Below are 21390 nucleotides of genomic sequence, written 5' to 3'. Positions count from 1 at the left end.
TAACTCCTTTTTGTCTCGTCTATAACATGAAAGCTTAAATGAAAGGGGGGAGAGAAGTGACAGATGCGTTAGTGGAGAAGGTAAGAAGTGGGAATGATCATGCTTTCCGCATTTTGATTGAAATGTATAAAGAATCGGTTTTCAGGACGGTTTATTCCGTCCTGCACAATCAAAAGGATGCTGAAGATGCCACACAGGAAGTCTTCATCAAAATCTACACTTCTCTTCCCCAATATCAAAATCAAGGGTTCAAAACGTGGTTGACGCGAATAGCCGTCAATCATGCGATAGACTTGAAGAGGAAACGAGACCGGAAAAAGGAAGTATCGCATGAGGAACAGCCATCAGAGGGGCATCTAGGTTTATCCGAAGATGTTGAGGCACTATTCTTCCAGAATGAAAGAAGAAAACTGGTGCTACAAAAACTTGATGACCTTCCAGCTGGATACCGTGAAGTGGTGCACGACTTTTACATAAAGGAAAAAACCTATCAACAAATTGCCGAGGAACAGCAAATCCAAGTGAAATCGGTTGAAGTAAAGCTGTACCGGGCAAGAAATTGGATGAAAAAACATTGGAAAGAGGAGGATTTTTCATGAAACATGTTTCTGTAACAGAGTGGACTGCGTATATCGCAGATGAAATCCCGGATGCTCTAAAAGTAGAATATGAAAATCATCTGTACTCCTGTGACGATTGTTTAACGCATTATATGGAAGCGCTAGAAAGAGAGGAAAGTGTTCGGCCTAACGAGGAACTGGATATCGCGGATAGCGTGATGAACACGATTGCAGCACTCAAAACCGTGCCATCCGCAGAGGATGAAACAAAGAACACCCGTTCAATGAGGACCATTACAAAACACTATTTGATTGCCGCAGGCTTTACTGTGTTACTGATGGCGAGTGGAGCGTTTCACTCTTTGACTAAATACGTCGATAATGTGGAGTCTGGGGCTATAAAAGAAACGCCGCCGGTAACAGACGGACTGATTGATAAAACATTTAACTGGATGGATGATATCGAAAAGAAAAATAAGGAGGGGTTTAAAAATGAATAAAAGTCCGGTGTTAGCCTTTATATTGTCGTTTTTCCCCGGGGCCGGCCATTTCTACTTGGGCAGGATCTTCAAAGGGCTATTTTATTTTTTGGCTACGGTAGGATTGGGGGCTATCGGGATCCTACTAGCCGTGGTCAGTCAAGATGATGGTTTCCTTGCTATTTCGATTTTGGGAGTCTTCGTGTACCTCATCAGCATTTTTGATTTGGTGATCACTTCTTTAAGAGGGGCAAACATTAAATCAGGCTCGGAAGGCAGTAGCATGGTTCAGCCTGAGGCCGAAAGGTTCTATGTGATCGTCCTGTCATTCGTACCGGGCCTGGGCCATTTTCAGCTCGGTCTCATGAATCGCGGGCTCACGTTTTTGATTGGGTTCCTGGGGCTCGGCGTTATGGTGATATTCATAACGGCAATGACCCATATAGATGGCTTGTTGATATTCATGGCCCTTTTACCGGTGATTTGGGTGTACAGCTTTTTTGATGGCATCCAACAGCTGAACAAAAAGCAAAAAGGGGAAGAGCTGGTTGATCGTTCGGTTTTAGAAGATTTGGAAGAGAGAAGGGAATCTGGCAAGAAGAGTAAATCGGTTGCCACATTGTTCTCTGTATTCCCAGGTGCAGGCCACTTATATTTGGGCTTACAAAAACGTGGAATCCAATTAATGGCGGGATTCTTATTCGCCATCTATATCCTGGATTTACTTCGATTGGGTTTTTTCTTCTTTCTGATTCCTATCATTTGGTTTTATAGCTTTTTTGATGGCTTGCAAAAAGCATCCAAAATGGATGAAGGACCACTGGTGGACACGCCAATCATTACAGGCATTGCCCATCAACAAAAGTGGTTCGGATATGGGTTGGTGGCTATAGGAGTTTATTTCTTCGCGAGCAATATCATAGTACCCGCAGCAGCTCCCTATTTACAGCAATGGCTAGGGGATAACTTTGAGTATTGGTTTAGGGATTATTTTCAAAAAGGGATTGTATGTGTCCTATTAATAGGCGGCGGAATCAAATTGCTGTCTGGAAGTAAGAAAGAGAAAGTTAGGGGGGAAACAAAATGAGAACATGGAGAGTTGGGACGGTGTCAATGGGTGTGGCCCTAATCGGGTTAGGCGTACTTTTGTTGCTTTCACAGATTTCAGATATGAGTTTGACGACGATCCTTTTATCCTGGTGGCCGCTTCTTTTCATCATTTTAGGAGGCGAGATCCTCTTTTATATCTATTATTCAAGGAAAGAGAGTTCTTTCGTAAAATATGATTTTATTAGTATCATTTTTGTAGGACTGCTTGGAATGATGGGCATTGCTTTACTTTTGCTAACATCAAGCGGCGTGATGGAACAGGTGACGGCAGCGGTGAAAAGCGAGGAAAAAACCGTCGATTTGCCTGGCTTCAATGAAAAAGCCGGGAAAGAAATTCAGCGGGTCGTATTGGATCCGGGATACTACCCTCTAACGGTTGAAGGAGGGAGCAATGAGAATGTTTCCATTTTTGGCACGTACGATGAACGTGTAATGGAAGATAGTGAGTCACTATTAAAAGAGGCTGAAGACTATCTAATGGTGGAAAGGAAAGGCGATACACTTTATATCAGTTTGAAAGATCTCCCCGTTCAAAATGGACTGCTGGGTGGAGATAGGATGAACCTTGAAGCAACGCTCATCATACCTGCCGACCTGGCTTTGGAAGTCGAGGGAAAAGACACAGACCTCACTTTAAAGCCGAGAGAACTAGTTAACGATTGGAATGTAGATGATGCAGGTTCTCTTACTGTCTATCTACAGGAAAAAAGCGATATAACGATACAGGCATTTGGAGTCGAAGAGCTGGAAGGGCCAAAAGATAGCTGGAAATCTGTCAGCGTGAAGACGGAAGATGATGAAGATAGCGACGTAAAGAATGGTACGTTGAAATTTGGCAAAGGACGTCATACCTTGACGATTTCAGATTCTTATAACGTGAACGTTCGGTATCATTAATTAAGACTAGATACTAGAATAAATTCATAAAAAGCTATATAATTTCTCTGATAAGATAGCAGATATGAATAAATAAGGATGGGCCAGCTTACGGTCCTTTTTTTTGAGGGAAATTGCTTTTCGTGAAGTGAAGGATTATTATGTAACTTATGGAATCAATACGTATAAGGATGATGGGAAATGAAAAGAGCGAGGTTAATTTATAACCCGACATCAGGACGGGAAGCCATCAAGAAAAGTTTACCAGCGGTGCTTGCCAAGCTAGAGGCAGCTGGATACGAGGCTTCGACACATGCAACTACCGGTGCTGGTGATGCAACGAACGCTGCCAAAATTGCCATCGAACGCGGATATGATATCGTTATCGCAGCGGGCGGAGATGGTACAATCTATGAGGTTGTAAACGGACTTGCCGATGCAGAAAAACGCCCGAAATTAGGAATCATTCCGACGGGAACAACGAATGATTTTGCACGGGCATTGCATTTACCGAAATCCATTGAGGGCGCAGCCGATATCATTGCCAATGGGCATACGATGCCGATTGATATTGGAAAGATGAATGAGAAGTACTTCATCAATATTGCAGGCGGAGGACGATTGACCGAATTAACTTACGATGTACCAATCAAGCTCAAAACAATGCTGGGACAGCTGGCCTACTATATTAAAGGAATCGAGATGTTGCCTTCCATCAAACCGACGGAAGTGTCGATAGAATATGATGGAAAGCTTTTTGAAGGCGAAATCATGTTGTTTTTAGTAGCTAACACGAACTCTGTCGGCGGTTTTGAAAAATTGGCACCAGATGCATCGCTCAATGATGGGATGTTCACGCTGCTAATATTGAAAAAAGCAAATCTTGCAGATATCGTCCGCATTGTTACGTTGGCCATGCGCGGAGAACATATCCATGATAGAAATGTCATCTATGTAAAAGCCAATAGAATCAAAATTACATCAAAAAAAGAAATGATGCTCAATCTAGATGGGGAATTCGGTGGTATGGCACCAGCTGAATTCGTTAACCAGTATCGTCATTTCGATGTTTTCATCCCACAAGGCATTTTGGCGGATGACCCGGAAAATAAATAATCAATAAAGGTCACTTCACATTGAGTGGCCTTTTCATTTTATTCTAGTAAGGAGATTGAGGAACGTGACTATCAGAAGAGCAACTAAAGAAGACGCAGAAAAGGCAGCAATATTAATACGTTTTGCCATCAAGGAAATAGCCGAAACACTTACCGGTGAAACGAAGGAAGAAAAAATACTTGCTGTTCTTGGGGATTTTTTCAGAAGCAGTGGAAACAGAATGAGTTATGAAAATACGTTGGTGTATGAACAGGATGGGCAAGTGGCTGGATTGATCATCGCCTATCATGGAAAAGATGCCGTGGCCTTGGATGAACCGATAGCGGAACGATTAAGAAGGAAAAAGAATGACCCAAGCATTAACATCGACAAAGAAGCGGAGATGGAAGACTTCTATTTGGATACAATAAGTGTGGATCCCGATTTTCGCGGCAAAGGTATTGGGACATCTTTAATTCATCAAATGGAAGCGTTCGGAGTAGAGAAGGGATATCCAAGTATTTCATTAATTGTTGAAGATGTTAATCCCGATGCAGGGCGTCTTTATAAACGATTAGGATACAAAAAGACGAAGATGATTAGAGTTAGTGACGGGGAATTTGCCTATATGGTCAAGGAACTAGAAAAAACCCCAGTATAAACTGGGGATCAGGCTTGCAGATGTAAGGATTGACCCTTCTATGTTTGCTGTCCATTCATGGCAGCCCAGTCGGCATATGCGCCGGAACCATTGCAGCCGGGACAGTCGTGGATATCTGAAAAATGATACTCCGTCGGTACAAAAGAGCTGTATCCCCGACCGTAACAATCTGGACAAAGGCCTTTTTCTTCCATGCTTGCTCGATGTTTTTCTAGCCTGTTTGAGTTCCAGTCTGATATGGAGCTGAATAAACCCATTTCTTCACCTCATTCACTTTTCCTTACTTTTCTCGATCCTGCGCCGTTTTATGCACAAAACGATGAATTAATCAGGAATTCTTTTTCTATATTTTTATGAGGAATAGCGTGAATTGGTGAGTCATTTTGTGGCAAGGCTATGTTTGTGGTAAAATACAGGTTAGCTTAAAAAAGAAAAGAGAAGATGATATGAAAACAACAACACCTGTTAATAAGAATGATATTATAGAGGTTTTATTCGAAGATTTAACGCACGAAGGTGCTGGAGTAGCTAAAGTTGATGGCTATCCGATCTTCGTTCAGAACGCGCTACCTGGTGAAAAAGCAAAAATTAAAGTCTTGAAGGCCAATAAAGGATATGGATTCGGACGTTTGATGGAAATTATCGAAAATAGTCCATATCGCGTGGAGATCCCTACTGAAGACTATAACAAGTATGGTGGCTGTCAACTGCAACATATGAGTTATGAAGGTCAATTGGAGTTTAAGGAAAAACAAGTGCGTGACGTGATGACCCGCATTGGAAAACTTGAGGATGCGACGGTTTATCCGGTTATTGGGATGGAAGATCCTACCCATTACCGTAATAAAGCGCAAGTGCCTGTCGGGGAGAAAGATGGCAAGCTGATTGCAGGGTTCTTTAAACCACGTACACATGAAATTGTGGAAACAAAAGAAAGCATCATTCAGAATGAAGTGATTAGCGAAGCTGTTCAGGTTGTGAAGGAAGTCTTTAGTCATCTGGGAATTCCCGCTTACAATGAGCAAACACATAAAGGTGTTTTGCGTCACATCATGGCTCGTTATGCTAAACAAACGGGTGAGCTAATGATCGTGCTTGTTACACGGACCAGGAGTATCCCATTCATCGAAACCATCGTGAAGGAAATCACTGACCGACTTCCACAGGTGAAATCAATCGTTCAAAACGTGAATACGAAGAAGACGAATGTCATTTTGGGAGAAAAAATGTTCGTGCTTTGGGGTAACGAAGTAATCTATGACATGATTGGCGACGTGAAATTTGCGATTTCGGCTAAATCCTTCTACCAAATCAACCCGGACCAAACGAAAGTCCTTTATGACAAGGCGCTGGAGTATGCTGGATTAACGGGAGAAGAAACCGTGATTGATGCCTATTGTGGCATTGGTACCATTTCCTTATTCTTGGCACAAAAAGCGAAAAAGGTCATCGGCGTGGAAGTGGTGGAAGAAGCCATAGAAGACGCACGCCGCAATGCAGAACTGAATGAGATAACGAATGCCGAATTCGTTGTTGGTGATGCAGGAAGCGTGATTGCTGAATACTATCAAAAAGGTAATACAGCTGACGTCATCGTCATGGACCCACCGCGCAAGGGCTGTGAAGAAACGCTTCTAAATACAATTATTGAGATGAAACCGAAGAAAGTCGTTTATGTATCTTGCAACCCAGGAACATTAGCCCGGGATCTTCATATTTTGGAAGAAGGCGGATATAAGGCTGTTCATGTCCAACCTGTTGATATGTTCCCGATGACTACGCATGTTGAAAATGTTGTGTTATTAGAGTTAAAGTGAATGTGAATAATTGTCTTTAATAGAAAATGAATGCCGAAGCAGGATCCAATAAGGGTCCTGCTTTTTGATTTTTTTTCATTTACCCATTCTTGTCCTTAAGATTTGGACATATATTAAGGAATATCGAATAGGGAGCAAGGTGGTTTTATCAATTTTCAAAAAGTAGTGGCAGTGATTGTTGGTAGCTTTTTGATTGGTGTTGGGATAAATGGATTCTTGGTCCCTTATCACTTGATAGATGGTGGGATTATCGGGATCGCTCTCGTTCTACATTACTTCTTTGACTTTCAGACAGGGCTTTCGATGTTGGTTCTTAGCATCCCTTTATTTACATATGCCTGGTGTTATGAGCGTTCCCTTTTCTATAGCAGCATCCATGGGTTACTATTGACTTCTCTTTTCATGGATTGGTTAAGCCCATTAAAAAGGGAATTTGCGGTTTCTATTTTCACCAGTTCATTGGTTGGTGGGGTAATTATCGGGGTGGGGATAGGGCTTATGCTCAGATATGAAACAAGCAGTGGAGGAACGGATTTGTTGGCAAAATTCATTGCCAAATCCTCCTCCATGGATATTGCTTTAATCATTATCATCATTGATACCGCAATCATATCAGCCGGTTTATTTATTTTAGGAATAGAGATTTTTCTGTTTTCATGTCTGACTATTGTCATTATCGGTGTGATTACATCCATCATGGAAGTACGAAAATGAATGCTCTTACGCCTAAAGAAATATAATTAATTTTTCAAAATGAAGGCTACCTCATCGATGGCTTTTTGCAGTTTCTCACTATTTTTACTATACATCGCTTTGGCATCTTTTGATTCAGTAGAGAGGGCAAACACCTCTAAGTCTGCTTGGCACTTTTTTAAAGTCGCGAGCATTAGAGGTCTTTCTTGAGGAGAAGGGACCTTAAGTTTATCGTCATATAGGTCAACCGTTAATTCGCCATTTGAATTTGCTGCTCCAAGAAAGACATTTTCAAGGAGCACTCCTAATTTATCTAATTCAGTGTTGAGCCAGTTACGATTTAGCCCAATGGTGGACAGAGGTTCATCCATGATTTTCCCATCCATGATGACCATCTGTGATTCCTTAACTGAAGCAACTCTCATGTTTAAATCTTTCGGTGTGATTGGTTTATTTTCTTTCTTTAACAGTACGGAAAAATCACCATTTGCCTCTAATAAAGCAAACTCAACTGTGGATATATCAAAGACGTCCTTACTTCTGAGTAACCATAGTAATTCATCAGTTGTATACTTTTCTTTTTTTAAATTGTCTTCCATGATTTTTCCGTCTTTAATAAACACCGTCGCTTTCCCTTCCACCAAATCACGGAAAATTTTACTTTTCATCGAAATCAGTCCAGCTAAGAAAGGTGCCAATGCAAAAACAAGAATGGAGAGGACACCGTGAACAATGTTTCCTTCTACCTTTGTGGCTAATTCCGCTCCGATGTTTCCGATTGTTATACCCGTGACGTATTCAAAAAATGAAAGCTGGGATATTTGTTTTTTTCCTAGCCATTTGGTAATTAAAAAAAGGACAACTAAAAAAAATAGGGATCGTAAAACAACCTGTAACCAATCAGGCATTATTTAGCACCTCCTGTAAATAAGGGGTCTTAAAATCCCTTATATTGTGGTTCTTCTTTCTCTAACTCTCCGACCCTCTTTTGAATATCTACCATCACTTCATTTACTTTCATCATCGTTTCATGTAAGATTCGCTTCGATTCTTCATCCTGAGTTCGGAGTGCGAGGCTAGATAGTCCAGCTTCCACGCTTCTAAGACTGGCAGCGCATTGTTTAACATCAGATGCTATTGTCATCCTGAAAACTCCTTATTCTTTTGGTTTATACTTAACCATTCCAATTTCACTGCTGAACCCAAACAATTATGGTTGTTGCTGGGCGTCATATTCAATCGAAACGGCATGGGCAATACATGGAATCGATTCATTTTGTTGAAAGGATAGAGGAGATAATAAGGCACCTGTAGCGACGACAAGCATCCGCTTGATTTCTCCTTTTTTCATGCGGTTTAATAGATGACCGTATACAACGGTTGCCGAACATCCGGGTCCGCTGGCTCCTGCCAATACTGGCTGGGTATCTCGATAAATCATTAACCCACAATCAACATACTGTTCTTCCTTGATTGGAGTACCGTGTTTTTTGAATATCTCAAGTGAGACCTCATGCCCGATTTTCCCGAGATCGCCCGTCACGATTAAATCATAATAAGAAGGATCGAGATTCCGTTCTCTCAGATGAGTTTCAATCGTATCAACAGCAGCTGGGGCCATAGCTCCCCCCATGTTAAAAGGGTCCATTAATCCCATATCAATGACACGCCCGATCGTTGCCGATGTGACCTGAGGGCCGTTACCGGAACTGCTTAATAAAGCGACTCCTGCACCTGTCACGGTCCATTGTGCAGTGGGCGGTTTTTGACCGCCGTATTCAGTTGGGTAACGAAATTGCTTTTCAACCGCGGCATTGTGACTAGAAGCGCCAGTTAATAAATAATCCGCTCCTTTTGTGTTGATCAAGTAGGCACCAAGAGCGAGTCCTTCCATTGAGGTTGAGCATGCCCCGAATAAGCCAAGGTATGGTGTACCAAGCGTCCGGCATGCAAAACTTGTCGGTGTTATTTGATTGATGAGGTCACCCCCAAGGAAGAACTGTATCTGTTCTTTTTGTAGGCCAGCCTTTTCAATCGCTTTTGTATTTGCTTCTTCTAGAAGAACTTTATGAGCTTTTTCATAGGAATCCTGATTCAACCATAAGTCGGAATGAAGAGTATCGAAATCATCTGCTAACATTCCTTTTGCTTCAAATGGTCCACCGATGGTACCGGTGGAGAGTATGACAGGCTTTTGATCAAAGATCCATGTGCGATGCCCCGTCAGCATTATTAATCACCCCAATGTGTGAGAATTGATTTTTATAAGATTAAAGAAGACAGTCATTACAAGTCTTAGCAAGAAATATAAAGAGGTTGGTTGTCTCAACCAACCTCTTTATATTTTTATTGCTTATATTGTGGTTCTTCTTGTTCAATTTCATTAATACGTGGAGTAATGTTGTCAACAATCTCCTGTGCTTGTTGAGCAGCTTGCTGATAGAGTTGCTTCGCTTGTTCGTTGTCTGTTGAAAGGGCGAAAGTTTCGAAGCTAGCTTGAGCACTTTTTAGACCGGCTAAGGTTGTTTTTACATCACTGATTACTGTCATGGATGATACCTCCTGTTATTTACTTTCCTTTATATAATGGTAAAGGATCATTTTTAATATTCCTGTCATTTTTTTCTCTAGTTGAGTCGAGACGTAGGAAGACAGATGGAGATGCACATATATAAGAGACAACTGTAAGTAATTACCAACTAAAACTAACAGCATTCTCACCGATACAATCATTATCACGTACTCGCGTAATAGAAAAATGCAACTTAAGTAGGAGATGGAAAGATGAAGATGACTGTAAAGAAAAAATTACTATGGAGCTTTTGCGGAGTATTGTCTCTTTTAGCTATCATAACGGGGATTACATTTTATCAGTTCAACAGTGTAGACGATAGTTATTCAAGTGTCATAGAAGACCGTGTCAAAAAGATTTCTCTTTCGACAAAAATGGTCGACGCGATTCGCACGGAACAAATCGCCCTCCGAGGGTACTTAGTCAATGATACGGATAAATATTTATCAGCGTTCCAACAATCGAAGGATTCCTTCAAACAAGCTTTCGATACATATAGTGGGCTTAGTCTAGATCCCGAGGCAAAGGAAATTTTGGACGAGCTAAATGGCTATGCTACCGAATATGAAACGCTGGCCGGACAGCTAATTGAATTAAAGGATCTAGATGATAAAAAAGGATACATCGACTTAATGAACAATCAAGGAGCTCCCCTTACAATAAAATTAAATGAAGTGAGTGAAGAGGCATTTAATTATCAACAGGCTGCCCTTTTAGAAAAAAGTGATGAATTGTCCGTTCAGGTTAACGGGGTGAAAAGGATTATTCTGATTATAAGCGTCCTAGCCATTATCACGGGGGTGGCGATTGCTTTAATCATAAACCGGAGCATCTCAAAACCTGTGCTGCTCGTTTCAGCTGCAGCGAAACAGATTGCAGCCGGAAATTTGACGATAGAAGATGTGAAAGTGAAGAATAGGGATGAAATCGGTGAATTGGCCAGCTCTTTTAATGAAATGAAAGGTAATTTGCGAAGTTTGATCAATACGGTGAATGTTGCAACGGATCAAGTTGCTGCTTCTTCGGAGGAACTGATGGCAAGCGCGGAACAAACCAATTCTGCGACAACACAGGTGGTAACGGCCATACAAGAAGTGGCCGGTGGGGCTGAAACTCAAAATAACTATGTAGAAGAGAGTTCAAAGGGTGTCCAAGTCATGGCCATCGGTACCAAGAAAGTTGCCTTAACGACTTCCGCTGTTACTGAATCGGCAATGGAGGCCGCAAAACAAGCCAATATCGGTAGCGAGTATCTTAACAAAGTGATTGAACAAATGAAATCCATTTCAACGTCCACAAACGAATCAAATGAAGTGGTGAAAAAACTGAATGATCAATCCAATGAAATTGGCAAGATCATCGAAGTGATCACGGGCATAGCCGACCAGACGAATCTCTTAGCCTTGAACGCGGCTATCGAATCGGCAAGAGCCGGTGAACATGGGAAAGGTTTTGCAGTCGTGGCTGATGAAGTCAAGAAATTGGCTGAACAATCTCGCCAGTCAGCTAAGCAGATTGCTGACCTCATTCAGAATATTCAAGATGATACGGTACTTGTGGTCAATACGATGAACTATGGCACCCAGGAAGTGACAGAGGGAATGAAACTTGTCGAGGAGACTGGGAAAACATTCGATTCCATCCTAGAGTCGATAGAAATGGTAAGTTCCGAAATACAAGAGGCATCCGCTGTATCGGAGGAAATGGCAGCGAGTGTAGATCAAGTGAGCGCGGCCATTGAGCAAGTAACCCGTATTGCGGAAGGATCGGTAACAAGTACGGCCGAAATTGCTTCGGCTTCAGAGGAACAGCTGGCTTCCATGGAGGAAATCACCGCCTCTGCTTCATCACTGGCGAGGATGGCCGAGGAATTGAAAGAGAAGGTCGTTGCTTTCAAAATTTAAGCAAACAAGAGATGTCCGGGAAACCGGGCTTTTTTTGTGGTTTTTTGTCAGAAAGTTATCTTCTGAACAAGAAGGAATCTACCAGGGAAAAAAGAACTATTGTAGTGAGACAAAAAAGGGTTAGGAAAAGGGGAGAGGAAATGAATAATAAGAAGAAGGCGGCAAGTATGTTATTAGCGGTGGCATTGGTGGCCACGCCATTCAGTGCAACGGCCAAACAGGCGAAAGTAGAGTATGTCGCTTTAGGGGATTCGTTGGCCGCTGGGCAAACACCCGATGGGGTCATCGATTATGGATATGCCGATTATATTGCGGATTCTTTTGTGAAGAATAAATATAAGCTGGCCGATTTCGATAATTTTGGTGTACCTGGGTATACCTCTGAAAAATTGAAGAATGATTTGGTTAAAAGTAGTAAGGTCAGAAAGGAAATTAAAGAAGCAACCCATATCACCATTGATATTGGTGCCAATGATCTCCTAGGCAAAATTAAAACGGACCCTTACAATGCGCAGGAAGCAATCGATACGGTCCGTGTAAATTTGCAAAGCATTCTCCGTACGATCGATAAACTGAACCCAAAGGCCAAGGTATATGTGATGGGTTATTATAATCCCTTCCCCTACTATCCGAAAGAGCAACAGGAACTTCTTTTGCCACTATTGAAAAGTCTAAATGAACAAATCAAAGCGGTAGCAAAGAAAAATGGGGATACCTACGTATCGACCGAGACTCAAATAGGGAAAAAATATAAAGAGTATCTTCCGAATAAACAAGATATCCATCTGAGTAAGTCCGGGTATAAGGTCGTGGCCAAAGAGTTTTGGAAAGGCATAACTAAAAAGAAGTAGAAGGTCATCCTTTCAAAGACGTTAAAGTCAACATGTTAGTATGTTGGCTTTTTTTGTGATGAAGAAGAGGATGGTCCCTTTTAAAATTTAATCAATCGTTTGATTAATGGGGGGGAACGGTAGTATGCTTGGGTTTCATGATGCCATGAAAGAAATAAGGAGTGAATGATCATTGGGAGCATGCAATCTTAACCATACCAGGCAAGATGTCAGGATGAAGCTTAATAGCCAACAGGATTTCTTGCCAAAAACGCTAGGCGAAGCTTTGAAGGAGTTGCTGGAAAAAGAGCAGACGCAAGAAATGCTTAATGAACTTTTCCATCTGCTAAAGAAATATGATTTATCTTCCAAAGAAGAGCAAGACGTAAGAAATGAAAAATTAGCCCAACTCATAAACTGAGTTAGGAGAAACGGGAGCGCTAAGGTGCTCCCGTTTTTTTAGGCTTGATATGGGTGGTTTACCCGAAAACGGCATTTACAGTAATAATGTCAGGTTGGATGTACATAGGATAAGGCGATGTGTCATTTACACCGAGCAATAGGAATAAGAAAAAATTGAGGTAAGGGGTGATACGTAAAACGAATGGGTACTCATGCCTATTATTCCTGTAGGATTTGTCTTTTTTTGTCGAAAACATAGAATTATAGAAATATGTTGTTTATGATGATAAAGGACTAACGTTTTAGTAGTTTATGGAGTCATAAGCAGGATAAGGGAGAGAGAAATGAAAAATGAAAAATTGTAAAACATGTGGTAAGCCGGTGGATGCGGATGCAAAATTTTGTCCTTCATGCGGTGCGGTACTTCCGGGGGAAGAACAGCTCACGGAAAAAGAAATAGCCGCTGCAGAAATGAGGCAGGAGCAAGCTGAGGAAAAGCCCTCTAAGAAGCGATTTAACAAAAGAACGCTAATCATTGCGGCAATCTTAACAATCATCCTTATTTCCAGTGCAGCTGCAGCCATTATTCTTCATAAATCCCCAAAAGAATTATATCTACTTTCTGAATATAAATCGTATCAATATGCAAAAGAGCAATGGGTGGATCAGCATGGTGATTCATTGGAATTCCAAGAGAAAACGATGCAGCAACCTTCCCGTTCGGAGATGACACTAAGTGGGGATGTCGACATGGATTCCTTAGGGAGCGATCCAGACTTCGAGATGGTCAAGGAACTATTGGGCCAGGCATCGATTTCCGCCAAAATGGATCAGGATCCCAAAACGAATCAGGGTCATTACACCGTCGCATTAAATATTGATAAGGAAAAAGCAATGGATGTGGAAATGGTCCAATCCAAGGACCAAGCCGGACTAAAGGTGCCCATGTTATATGATAAGTTCTTTTTCCTGAACTTTGATGAATATGGGGAGTTCATGCGGATGATGGATCCGTTATATGATGGACCGGAAACATTGGAAATATCAGACCTTGAATGGCAGGATTTGAAACTGACAGAGAAGGAACAGAAACATATACAAAAACGCTATGGATCTTTCCTGATGGATAATTTGGATGATGATCAATTCAAGGTTGAAAAAGGTGTGGAATATAAGCACGAAGGCGATGCCATGAAGGTAAGGAAAGTCACTCTGAAACTTTCCGCTTCTGAAACTAAAACATTCATAGACGACTTAATGGATGAAATGATTAAAGATACAGAGCTTCATAATATTCTAGTGAAACGGGCTCAAAAGGTGGCGGGTGCTGCTGCCTTAACCGAACAGGTAGATGAAGAGATGCAAGATACAAAGGCAATGAAACGCCAATTGGTTGACGGCTTGAAAGACGTTAAGGGTGAATTGAAGGATATCCGTTTTGCTGAAGGATTTACCTCCACTTTATTAATAGACAAGAAAGAGCGAATCATCGACCGTAAAGTAACGACATCAATAGGGGATAGCTCTGATCAAGTTAATGTGGTCATGAAAGGTAAAAACATTCCTTACGGGGATGATCAGGCATTCAAAGAATTCAGTATCAATTTAGCACCTGATAATGATCAGGATACAGAGGTAATGTTCAGTGTCACGAATGATGCTGCCGCAAAAAAAGAGAAGCGGACTGAAGATCTCAAGGCAGCCTTTATGTTTAAAGAGTTTGGTGATACCAATGAAATCAAGTTTACGATGAAGAGTGACATCAAAGAAGAAAAAGCTGGGAAACAGGATATCACCAGGACATTCAACCTGGACTTTGATGGTGCGGATTTCTCGGATATGCCGTCTGCATGGAAGGGAACGGTTGAACAGAAGAATGACCTGAACATAAAGGATGAGTATTCTAATTCAAAATTCAAGATGACAGTCGGACTAGAGGATGCTTCGGAATCGGGAAGCGTCACAATCAACCTGGATTCCAAGACGAAGCTGAAAGATAAAGTGGATATGCAGGACTTTAAGCTTGATTCTGGTCAGGGATTAAGTGTTGTCGACATTTCTCCTGATGAGATGTATGAAATCCAGCAAGAAGTAGGGACGAATCTTATGGAGCTCGGTATGAAATACGGGCTCATTTCTGAAGATATGTTCGATTACGATTATGGCGATGAAGCGAGTTATGATGGTTATTATGATTTTGAAGATGAAGATTCTGATGATGCATTTTAAGTAGGGTGAGTTTTATATGAGGAACATGTTTGTGTTTACTTCCTTTTATCTAAAGGTACTGTTAAAAAATAGGAAATCGGCCGCAGCATTGTGGCTGACTCCTATTTTCTTTTTATTGGGTGCGGGTGTGATTGGGAATCACTTTTTAAAAGAGGAGAGCCGAGTTCAAGCATTTCAGGTAGCTGTAATAAATGAAGACCCTACGGTAGAAACGAAGATGGTCATCCAGCAGCTTACGGATAGCCCGCATTTGAATGGGGTCATGACCACCGTTGATACCAGTCAACAAAAGGCATATGAACTCCTCCATAATAATAGGGTAGCGGCAGTTATTTACATTCCTAAGGGATTTAGCCGTGACGTAGCACGAGGCATCAATACACCCGTCAAAGTTACGGGAAACAGCCAAAGACCACTTCAATCCCAGCTTGTCCGTCATGTGATGGAAAGTGCGGCTGATTTTACTTCAGCTGCACAAGGCGGGATCAATACAATCGATTACTTCATGGAAGAGGCGGGGTTTTCCGAGGGCATGCAGAAGAAACAATTCAAAAGGGATGTTCTTTCCTTCTCCCTCCATGTACTAAGTCGTGGGGAAATCTTTGATGAAAAAAAGCAAAAGAATCTTTTTCAGGAAAGTCTATTACATTATTATGCTATCTCTTTTTATATACTGCTTATCATGATATGGAGCTTTTTAGGGCTTCTATTACTGAAAAGAAATGAAAGTGCAGCCATAGAAAACCGTCTTTTGGGATTGGGTTTTTCTCATTTTCAATCCACCCTATCTAGAATGCTTGCGGCATATATCATGGTTTCGGTCAGTTCCATCCTGATTGCCCTTCTCTACTTATTATGGAATGGGATCTCTAAACTGACGGAGATAAGTATATGGATCGGCAGTACACTCGTGGCTGCTTTCGTATTTATAACCTTTTTTAGCTGGATGGAGGCAATGATACGGAATGAAAGATTTAATCAATTTGCCGGTATCGGCCTTATTCTTTTAGGGGCTGTCATTGGTGAGCATTTTATACCCGTCGTATATTTTCCGGATTGGTTACAAATCTTGAATTTATTTTCATTAAATGGATGGGTCCTCAAGTTCATGTTCGCAATGGTGCAGGAGGAAGCAGCCTATGCCCCTGTCGAAATTGGTTCTTGGCTCATCATTTCATCTCTGTGCAGTATCTTCATCATAAAGGGGATTTTACAAATAAGGAGGAGTAGGTAATGGGAGTCATGATAGAGAAACTAAAGCATATGTTCAAGCCTATTACCCTCCTATTGTTTCTGCTACCGATCGTGGCCGCTGTTGGGGTGGGTTCGTTACTGGAGAAGCAACAAAAGGAATTGGTCATCCCGATTGCTATCGTAGATGAAGACCAAACGGATTTTTCGGGAAACCTCATCAAACAAATGGAGCTACAGCAACGCATCGTCGTGAAAGAGACCTCATTCGATGAGGCCGATACCCTTCTTTCCCGTAATGAGGTAGACAGTATATTCGTCTTAAAGAAAGGGTTTCAGGCGCATATATTAGATGACAAAAGAAAAGAGAGCATCGAGCTGTGGACTTCACCAACTTCCATAGCTTCGGGTATTGTTCGTGAAGTGGTAGCGAGTGAGGTTACGAAGGTGACAAGCTCCGTCAAAGCTGCCAATCGAGTGGAAAAGCTCTATCAACAAGAAAAAGGCATAAAGGCGGATGTGTGGAATGAGGCATTCGAATATACCAAAGATCAGTTGGATCCAAAACCGTTGATGACCATAAACTATGTCAGTGAAAATAGTATAGTGGGAACACAAAATAAAGATGTTCTATTTACTTCCTACCTAGGTGTTTGGAGTTTCTTCACCATGCTGTCCTGTTTCATTACATCGGATTGGGTCGTGAAGGAACGCTCCGTTTTATTTCCGAGAATAATGACGACGAATATAGGACTCGCCTCTTATTTAAGACAGACGTCGGGAGCCTATATTCTTTTTCATGTTCTTCAAGCTGCTTGCAGTTTAATGGTTTTAAGTTATTTTCAACTTATGGAAACTACACTTTTTCTATATCTTGGAATGGTTCTGTTCATCATTTTTACAACTTCCATCAGCATGTGGACGGCGAGTCGGATGCATCATCTCGGAAGCTATTATGTGGCCGGTTCATTAATGGCATTCATTCTGGCAATTGCGGGGGGGAGTTTTTTTCCGATTGGTGATATTTCCCCAACGTTTGAATTTATATCCCTTTGGCTTCCTCAGAAAATTCTATGGGTAACGGCCTACCCGTGGTATACGTCATTTAGCGAGATTGGATGGACCGTATTATTTTCGGGAGTTTGCATAGCTTTGCTTTGGAAAACGACAAATTGGGGGCTGAACGTCAGATGATTATCATTAATAATATCGTAAAGAGATACGGAGATAACTTGCTACTTGATGATGTGTCATTACAAATAGGAAAAGGAGAAATCTTTGGACTTTTGGGATCGAACGGGGCAGGGAAGTCAACACTCATTTCCATCCTTGCAACCGTATTACAGCCTTCTAGTGGCAACATCAGGATTAATGGGCTGGATTTAAAAAAGCAAACGAAGCAAGTTCGTCAACTCATTGGTTTTGTCCCACAGGATATCGCATTATGGGATGAGTTTACCGTCAAAGAAAATCTTCGTTTTTGGAGTAAGTTTGTAAAGGGAAAAGTAACGGAAGAACGTCTACTGGAGCTATGTGATGCCGTACAGCTTGAGGATAAGTGGGATGAAAGGGTATCGAGCCTCTCTGGAGGAATGAAGAGGAAACTGAACATTGCCGTTTCTCTGATTCACGATCCGGATATTCTCTTGATGGACGAACCAACTGTCGGGATTGACCTTCAATCCAAGCTTGAAATTAATCAATATGTAAAGAGATTGGCAGAGCAAGGAAAGACAATTGTATACATTACCCATGATATGAGTGAAATCGTGAAGTTATGTGACCGTATTGGTGTGTTGCAAAAAGGGGTCATGAAATTTACCGGGACTCTGAAGCAAGCGGCCGAGAGCTTCCGGGAAATGGGGTATTACAATATAGGGATAGAAGAAGTGGTGTATCGATTATTAAGGAAGACGGATGACACGGTTTCATAAAAGCTATACCCTGCGCTAATAGTCAGCTTTTCATCTATTAATCAAACGTTTGATTAATAGATTCGGAAATCAATTAAGGTAGGTGAGGGAAGCATGTTCTTAGTGGGAGCAACCCAAAAGGTTCTCAAAAATTTAGATATATAAGCAGTCAATTTTAAGGAAGGCGTGGAGGAGGGATTCTATAGATGGCATGTCAATTCATTTAAGGTTGGCAGATATACTTGTCTTACGATGATAAATGATCTGACCCTTTATAGTGTGACCATCGTGGGAGTAAAGAAGAAAGACTTTCTGAACTTCAAGCAATTATTGGTACAACATGTACGGGAAAGTTTATTCGCAGAAGAGATCAACCCTGAGTTAATTGATCCCTATTGAAAAATGGCAAAGAAATGATCATAACTAATACTAATAATCGTAGTACATTAGGTTGCTTGAAAGAGGTTATTCTAAACATACAGTATGACTACCCGTTGGGAAGGGACATAGTGGGAGTGGACACTCAAGAAATTAACCATTACTATAATCGATTCATCCATCTAAAACTATCAGGTTATCCGATAAACTTAATGAAAGAGCAATTAGAAAAAATGTAAACAGCAGGTGCAAGGCCCTGCTGTTTTTATGCATTAGTCTTCAACGGTATAGCGAAACGGGATAATTTCGTCGTCCCATGGATGTTTGGTGATTTTGTTATTTCGTTGCTGATCATGTTCACTGAGCCTATTCACAATCTGGTTTACCTGGTCCACGGCAGCGTTTATGCGTGAGACATCGTGATGAACCTGGCTGATTCTCTTCAGCTGTTGGCGTTCATTTTGACGTTCAAGTTCCAGGATTCTTCCTTCAATCGTTTGCGTTTGGGGGAGCTTGGCCTCGATATCCAGCTCTTGGAACTGGTGATTTCCGTTTTGTTGGGGCAACGGATAGAAACCGTGATGCTTCATTACTTCACTCTCCTTTAAAATCTGGATAGACAGATATCAATAGTCTATGTGGGAGTTAAGAAAGTGACAAAGATGGCTGCCTAGGGGATGTTCATATGAAAGGTTTCTGATTTGAGGAAAAGAAATCATTTCAATAAATTTGCAGAAATCCGCCAGTTCCTATATCGTTTAGGTAAGGAAGAAATCTTTCTTCCGTTATGAAACTAAAGTAGCGATCATCCGTATATATAGAAAAGAGTGTAAGTCAGGAGGATAATACTAATGAATCGATTTCTTGCTGATGTTGTTCCTATGCTGGTTGCAGCCCCGATAGCTTTGTTGGTGGGATTGATCAGCCTATTTGCCTTAGATCAATCCTTCATGCTTTCGGTGGTCTTTTCACTGGTCGGAGGGGGGCTCACTTACTGGTTGGGTTCACTTTATTTCACTTCACGATTTTTAAAAAAACATCAACTTACAAGGAAAGAATATCAATATATAAAGAAAAATATAGATGAAGCAAAGCCAAAAATCTGGCGGGTTCAAAAGGCACTTATTTCAGTGCGTCACCTTTCTTCCTTCAAACAGAGGAAGGATATGATTAAAATGATCAGGAAAATATATAGTCTGACTAAAAAAGAGCCGAAAAGGTTCTATAAAGCTGAATCGTTTTATTATTCTCATTTGGATTCCGCAACGGAATTGGCAGAGAAATATGTTTTTCTGGCCCAGCAACCGAGAAAGAACAAGGAGCTTGAACTGTCATTGACCGAAACTAGAAAGACGTTGAAGGATCTTACTAAAACGATAGAAAAAGATTTATATAAAGTCCTTTCCGATGATATTGATACCCTCAATTTTGAATTGGATGTTGCGAAACAAACCATTAAAACACGCAAAGAGTCACAAATAGAGGAAAGCAGGAGGCTAAAATGAATAATAAGGATTCTGATTTGTTGAATAATGCCAGTAGCTCTAATTTAATGGATGACCTTTTAGCCAATCCTTTTGCTGAGGTGAAGGAGCAAGAAACATTGTCCAAACAGGAAGCAAAGCCGGTCAAACTCATCGATGTGATTCCGGAGGAGAATCGGGAGAAGGCCTATCAGCTTGCGAAACAGATCGACCCGACGAATCATCAGGCCATGATATCGTATGGAACACCGGCCCAATCAAAGCTACTGTCCTTTTCCAATTCGATGCTTGAGCATGTGCAAAAGAAGGATGTTGGTGAGGTAGGCGACATCATCAGTGATCTAATGAAGAAATTAAACGAATTGAGCCCGGATGAACTGAAGGCCGAAAAACCCTCGTTCTTCGCTAGAATGTTCGGCAAACTGTCAGGCTCGGTACAGGAAGCCCTTTCGAAGTACCAAAAAACAGGCGCTCAAATCGACCGAATCAGCGTCAAGCTTGATCGTAGCAAGAATGTACTCCTATCGGATATTGTAATCTTGGAAAAGCTCTATGAAACGAATAAGGAGTACTTCCAAGCGTTGAATGTCTATATCGCAGCAGGGGAAATCAAGCTTGAAGAGTTATATGAGCAAACCATTCCTGCGCTTAAGAAATCTGCTGAGATGAGCAATGACCAGATGAAGTTCCAGGAAGTCAACGATATGCGCCAATTTGCTGAACGACTCGATAAAAGGCTGTATGATCTGAAATTGAGCCGCGAAATCACAATTCAAAGCGCTCCGCAGATCAGGTTGATTCAAAATACGAATCAGGCACTTGTCGAGAAGATACAATCCTCCATCATGACGGCCATCCCACTTTGGAAGAACCAAGTCGCCATTGCATTGACTTTAATCAGACAGCGTCATGCCGTGGAGGCACAAAAACAGGTATCCAAAACGACGAATGACCTGTTATTGAAGAATTCGGAGATGTTGAAAGTCAATACGATCGAAACCGCCAAGGAAAATGAGCGGGGGCTGGTAGACATTGAAACGCTTAAGAATACACAGGCCAATTTAATTTCCACTCTTGAAGAAACGCTTAGAATTCAAGAAGAAGGAAGACATAAACGACGTCATGCTGAGCAGGAACTTGCCGTGATGGAAAATGAATTGAAGCAGAAGCTTCTGGAGATAAAAGGATAAGGGGGA

General features: G+C 41.4%; 22 protein-coding genes and 1 pseudogene. 18 read left to right on the top strand and 5 right to left on the bottom strand.

Translation table 11 applies throughout. From position 1 onward, the window contains the following. The first annotated feature begins 56 nt into the window (after window positions 1-56). The 8 genes from ACIQXR_RS11050 to ACIQXR_RS11015 all read left to right on the top strand — a co-directional run bounded on the left by ACIQXR_RS11050 (window position 57) and on the right by ACIQXR_RS11015 (window position 7312). On the top strand, window positions 57-599 hold the full coding sequence (locus tag ACIQXR_RS11050; protein ID WP_402872231.1) for a sigma-70 family RNA polymerase sigma factor: 543 nt from the start codon (window positions 57-59) through the stop codon (window positions 597-599). After that, window positions 596-1060, top strand: a complete 465-nt coding sequence (locus tag ACIQXR_RS11045; protein ID WP_402872228.1) for an anti-sigma factor — start codon at window positions 596-598, stop codon at window positions 1058-1060. The genes ACIQXR_RS11050 and ACIQXR_RS11045 overlap by 4 nt, the downstream gene beginning before the upstream one ends. Beyond that, window positions 1053-2126: an NINE protein gene (locus tag ACIQXR_RS11040; protein ID WP_402872225.1), complete on the top strand. Its 1074-nt coding sequence runs from the start codon at window positions 1053-1055 to the stop codon at window positions 2124-2126. The genes ACIQXR_RS11045 and ACIQXR_RS11040 overlap by 8 nt, the downstream gene beginning before the upstream one ends. Further along, window positions 2123-3046 (top strand): LiaI-LiaF-like domain-containing protein, encoded by a 924-nt coding sequence (locus ACIQXR_RS11035; RefSeq protein ID WP_402872223.1) that lies wholly within the window; start codon window positions 2123-2125, stop codon window positions 3044-3046. Before ACIQXR_RS11040 ends, ACIQXR_RS11035 begins: the two co-directional genes overlap by 4 nt. A gap of 180 nt (window positions 3047-3226) precedes the next feature. Next, entirely contained in the window at window positions 3227-4141 is a 915-nt protein-coding gene (locus tag ACIQXR_RS11030; protein WP_402872220.1) for a diacylglycerol kinase, read from the top strand. Between the two features lie 64 nt (window positions 4142-4205). Next, window positions 4206-4781, top strand: a complete 576-nt coding sequence (locus ACIQXR_RS11025) for a GNAT family N-acetyltransferase (RefSeq protein WP_402872217.1) — start codon at window positions 4206-4208, stop codon at window positions 4779-4781. A 446-nt stretch (window positions 4782-5227) separates the two neighbouring features. Continuing rightward, the gene (gene rlmD / locus ACIQXR_RS11020; RefSeq protein WP_402872214.1) at window positions 5228-6598 is read left to right on the top strand and encodes a 23S rRNA (uracil(1939)-C(5))-methyltransferase RlmD; all 1371 of its coding nucleotides are present in this window, start codon (window positions 5228-5230) and stop codon (window positions 6596-6598) included. 171 nt (window positions 6599-6769) lie between these two features. Further along, window positions 6770-7312, top strand: coding sequence for a YitT family protein (locus ACIQXR_RS11015; protein WP_403079996.1), 543 nt, complete (start codon window positions 6770-6772; stop codon window positions 7310-7312). A 26-nt stretch (window positions 7313-7338) separates the two neighbouring features. Here the strand turns inward: ACIQXR_RS11015 and ACIQXR_RS11010 are convergent, their stop codons facing one another. The 4 genes from ACIQXR_RS11010 to ACIQXR_RS10995 form a co-directional block, all read right to left on the bottom strand. Then, a complete protein-coding gene (locus tag ACIQXR_RS11010; protein ID WP_402872208.1) occupies window positions 7339-8199 on the bottom strand; it encodes a DUF421 domain-containing protein in 861 nt (286 codons plus the stop codon). Window positions 8200-8228: 29 nt separating this feature from the next. Then, a complete protein-coding gene (locus ACIQXR_RS11005; RefSeq protein WP_402872205.1) occupies window positions 8229-8435 on the bottom strand; it encodes a DUF1657 domain-containing protein in 207 nt (68 codons plus the stop codon). Window positions 8436-8501: 66 nt separating this feature from the next. Further along, window positions 8502-9521, bottom strand: coding sequence for a stage V sporulation protein AD (gene spoVAD, locus ACIQXR_RS11000; protein WP_402872202.1), 1020 nt, complete (start codon window positions 9519-9521; stop codon window positions 8502-8504). Window positions 9522-9637: 116 nt separating this feature from the next. Then, window positions 9638-9841, bottom strand: coding sequence for a DUF1657 domain-containing protein (locus ACIQXR_RS10995; protein ID WP_402872198.1), 204 nt, complete (start codon window positions 9839-9841; stop codon window positions 9638-9640). 234 nt (window positions 9842-10075) lie between these two features. On the opposite strand from ACIQXR_RS10995, the gene ACIQXR_RS10990 reads away from it, so the two are divergent. The 8 genes and pseudogenes from ACIQXR_RS10990 (at window position 10076) to ACIQXR_RS10955 (ending at window position 18949) form a co-directional block, all read left to right on the top strand. Next, on the top strand, window positions 10076-11767 hold the full coding sequence (locus tag ACIQXR_RS10990; protein ID WP_402872195.1) for a methyl-accepting chemotaxis protein: 1692 nt from the start codon (window positions 10076-10078) through the stop codon (window positions 11765-11767). A gap of 140 nt (window positions 11768-11907) precedes the next feature. Further along, on the top strand, window positions 11908-12618 hold the full coding sequence (locus tag ACIQXR_RS10985) for a GDSL-type esterase/lipase family protein (RefSeq protein WP_402872192.1): 711 nt from the start codon (window positions 11908-11910) through the stop codon (window positions 12616-12618). Between the two features lie 172 nt (window positions 12619-12790). Further along, window positions 12791-13018, top strand: a complete 228-nt coding sequence (locus ACIQXR_RS10980; protein ID WP_402989338.1) for a hypothetical protein — start codon at window positions 12791-12793, stop codon at window positions 13016-13018. A gap of 332 nt (window positions 13019-13350) precedes the next feature. Continuing rightward, a complete protein-coding gene (locus tag ACIQXR_RS10975) occupies window positions 13351-15228 on the top strand; it encodes a zinc-ribbon domain-containing protein (protein WP_402872186.1) in 1878 nt (625 codons plus the stop codon). Window positions 15229-15244: 16 nt separating this feature from the next. Continuing rightward, the gene (locus tag ACIQXR_RS10970) at window positions 15245-16462 is read left to right on the top strand and encodes an ABC transporter permease (RefSeq protein ID WP_402872183.1); all 1218 of its coding nucleotides are present in this window, start codon (window positions 15245-15247) and stop codon (window positions 16460-16462) included. Next, on the top strand, window positions 16462-17613 hold the full coding sequence (locus ACIQXR_RS10965; RefSeq protein WP_402872180.1) for an ABC transporter permease: 1152 nt from the start codon (window positions 16462-16464) through the stop codon (window positions 17611-17613). Before ACIQXR_RS10970 ends, ACIQXR_RS10965 begins: the two co-directional genes overlap by 1 nt. Further along, entirely contained in the window at window positions 17610-18353 is a 744-nt protein-coding gene (locus tag ACIQXR_RS10960) for an ABC transporter ATP-binding protein (RefSeq protein WP_402872178.1), read from the top strand. Before ACIQXR_RS10965 ends, ACIQXR_RS10960 begins: the two co-directional genes overlap by 4 nt. A 165-nt stretch (window positions 18354-18518) precedes the next feature. Continuing rightward, a pseudogene (locus tag ACIQXR_RS10955) lies at window positions 18519-18949 on the top strand (DUF6933 domain-containing protein). A gap of 33 nt (window positions 18950-18982) precedes the next feature. Here the strand turns inward: ACIQXR_RS10955 and ACIQXR_RS10950 are convergent. Next, on the bottom strand, window positions 18983-19300 hold the full coding sequence (locus tag ACIQXR_RS10950) for a hypothetical protein (protein WP_402872175.1): 318 nt from the start codon (window positions 19298-19300) through the stop codon (window positions 18983-18985). A 261-nt stretch (window positions 19301-19561) separates the two neighbouring features. Between ACIQXR_RS10950 and ACIQXR_RS10945 the strand changes: the two genes are divergently transcribed. Both ACIQXR_RS10945 and ACIQXR_RS10940 read left to right on the top strand, forming a co-directional pair. After that, window positions 19562-20215: a 5-bromo-4-chloroindolyl phosphate hydrolysis family protein gene (locus ACIQXR_RS10945; RefSeq protein WP_402872172.1), complete on the top strand. Its 654-nt coding sequence runs from the start codon at window positions 19562-19564 to the stop codon at window positions 20213-20215. Continuing rightward, window positions 20212-21384, top strand: a complete 1173-nt coding sequence (locus ACIQXR_RS10940) for a toxic anion resistance protein (RefSeq protein ID WP_402872169.1) — start codon at window positions 20212-20214, stop codon at window positions 21382-21384. Before ACIQXR_RS10945 ends, ACIQXR_RS10940 begins: the two co-directional genes overlap by 4 nt. The last annotated feature ends 6 nt before the right edge of the window (window positions 21385-21390 follow it).

It is taken from the genome of Peribacillus sp. NPDC097224 (genome assembly GCF_044761985.1).
Taxonomy (GTDB): domain Bacteria; phylum Bacillota; class Bacilli; order Bacillales; family DSM-1321; genus Peribacillus.
Note: the sequence above shows the minus strand (reverse complement) of the source record. Positions and strands in the feature narration are given on the sequence as shown.

Bases quoted from the DNA above. Each gene is read 5' to 3' on its own strand.
- ACIQXR_RS11045 (WP_402872228.1), top strand. From the start codon at position 596: ATGAAACATGTTTCTGTAACAGAGTGGACTGCGTATATCGCAGATGAA.
- ACIQXR_RS11040 (WP_402872225.1), top strand. From the start codon at position 1,053: ATGAATAAAAGTCCGGTGTTAGCCTTTATATTGTCGTTTTTCCCCGGG.
- ACIQXR_RS11035 (WP_402872223.1), top strand. From the start codon at position 2,123: ATGAGAACATGGAGAGTTGGGACGGTGTCAATGGGTGTGGCCCTAATC.
- ACIQXR_RS11030 (WP_402872220.1), top strand. From the start codon at position 3,227: ATGAAAAGAGCGAGGTTAATTTATAACCCGACATCAGGACGGGAAGCC.
- rlmD (WP_402872214.1), top strand. From the start codon at position 5,228: ATGAAAACAACAACACCTGTTAATAAGAATGATATTATAGAGGTTTTA.
- ACIQXR_RS11010 (WP_402872208.1), bottom strand. From the start codon at position 8,199: ATGCCTGATTGGTTACAGGTTGTTTTACGATCCCTATTTTTTTTAGTT.
- ACIQXR_RS11005 (WP_402872205.1), bottom strand. From the start codon at position 8,435: ATGACAATAGCATCTGATGTTAAACAATGCGCTGCCAGTCTTAGAAGC.
- spoVAD (WP_402872202.1), bottom strand. From the start codon at position 9,521: ATGCTGACGGGGCATCGCACATGGATCTTTGATCAAAAGCCTGTCATA.
- ACIQXR_RS10995 (WP_402872198.1), bottom strand. From the start codon at position 9,841: ATGACAGTAATCAGTGATGTAAAAACAACCTTAGCCGGTCTAAAAAGT.
- ACIQXR_RS10990 (WP_402872195.1), top strand. From the start codon at position 10,076: ATGAAGATGACTGTAAAGAAAAAATTACTATGGAGCTTTTGCGGAGTA.
- ACIQXR_RS10985 (WP_402872192.1), top strand. From the start codon at position 11,908: ATGAATAATAAGAAGAAGGCGGCAAGTATGTTATTAGCGGTGGCATTG.
- ACIQXR_RS10975 (WP_402872186.1), top strand. From the start codon at position 13,351: ATGAAAAATTGTAAAACATGTGGTAAGCCGGTGGATGCGGATGCAAAA.
- ACIQXR_RS10970 (WP_402872183.1), top strand. From the start codon at position 15,245: ATGAGGAACATGTTTGTGTTTACTTCCTTTTATCTAAAGGTACTGTTA.
- ACIQXR_RS10965 (WP_402872180.1), top strand. From the start codon at position 16,462: ATGGGAGTCATGATAGAGAAACTAAAGCATATGTTCAAGCCTATTACC.
- ACIQXR_RS10960 (WP_402872178.1), top strand. From the start codon at position 17,610: ATGATTATCATTAATAATATCGTAAAGAGATACGGAGATAACTTGCTA.
- ACIQXR_RS10950 (WP_402872175.1), bottom strand. From the start codon at position 19,300: ATGAAGCATCACGGTTTCTATCCGTTGCCCCAACAAAACGGAAATCAC.
- ACIQXR_RS10945 (WP_402872172.1), top strand. From the start codon at position 19,562: ATGAATCGATTTCTTGCTGATGTTGTTCCTATGCTGGTTGCAGCCCCG.
- ACIQXR_RS10940 (WP_402872169.1), top strand. From the start codon at position 20,212: ATGAATAATAAGGATTCTGATTTGTTGAATAATGCCAGTAGCTCTAAT.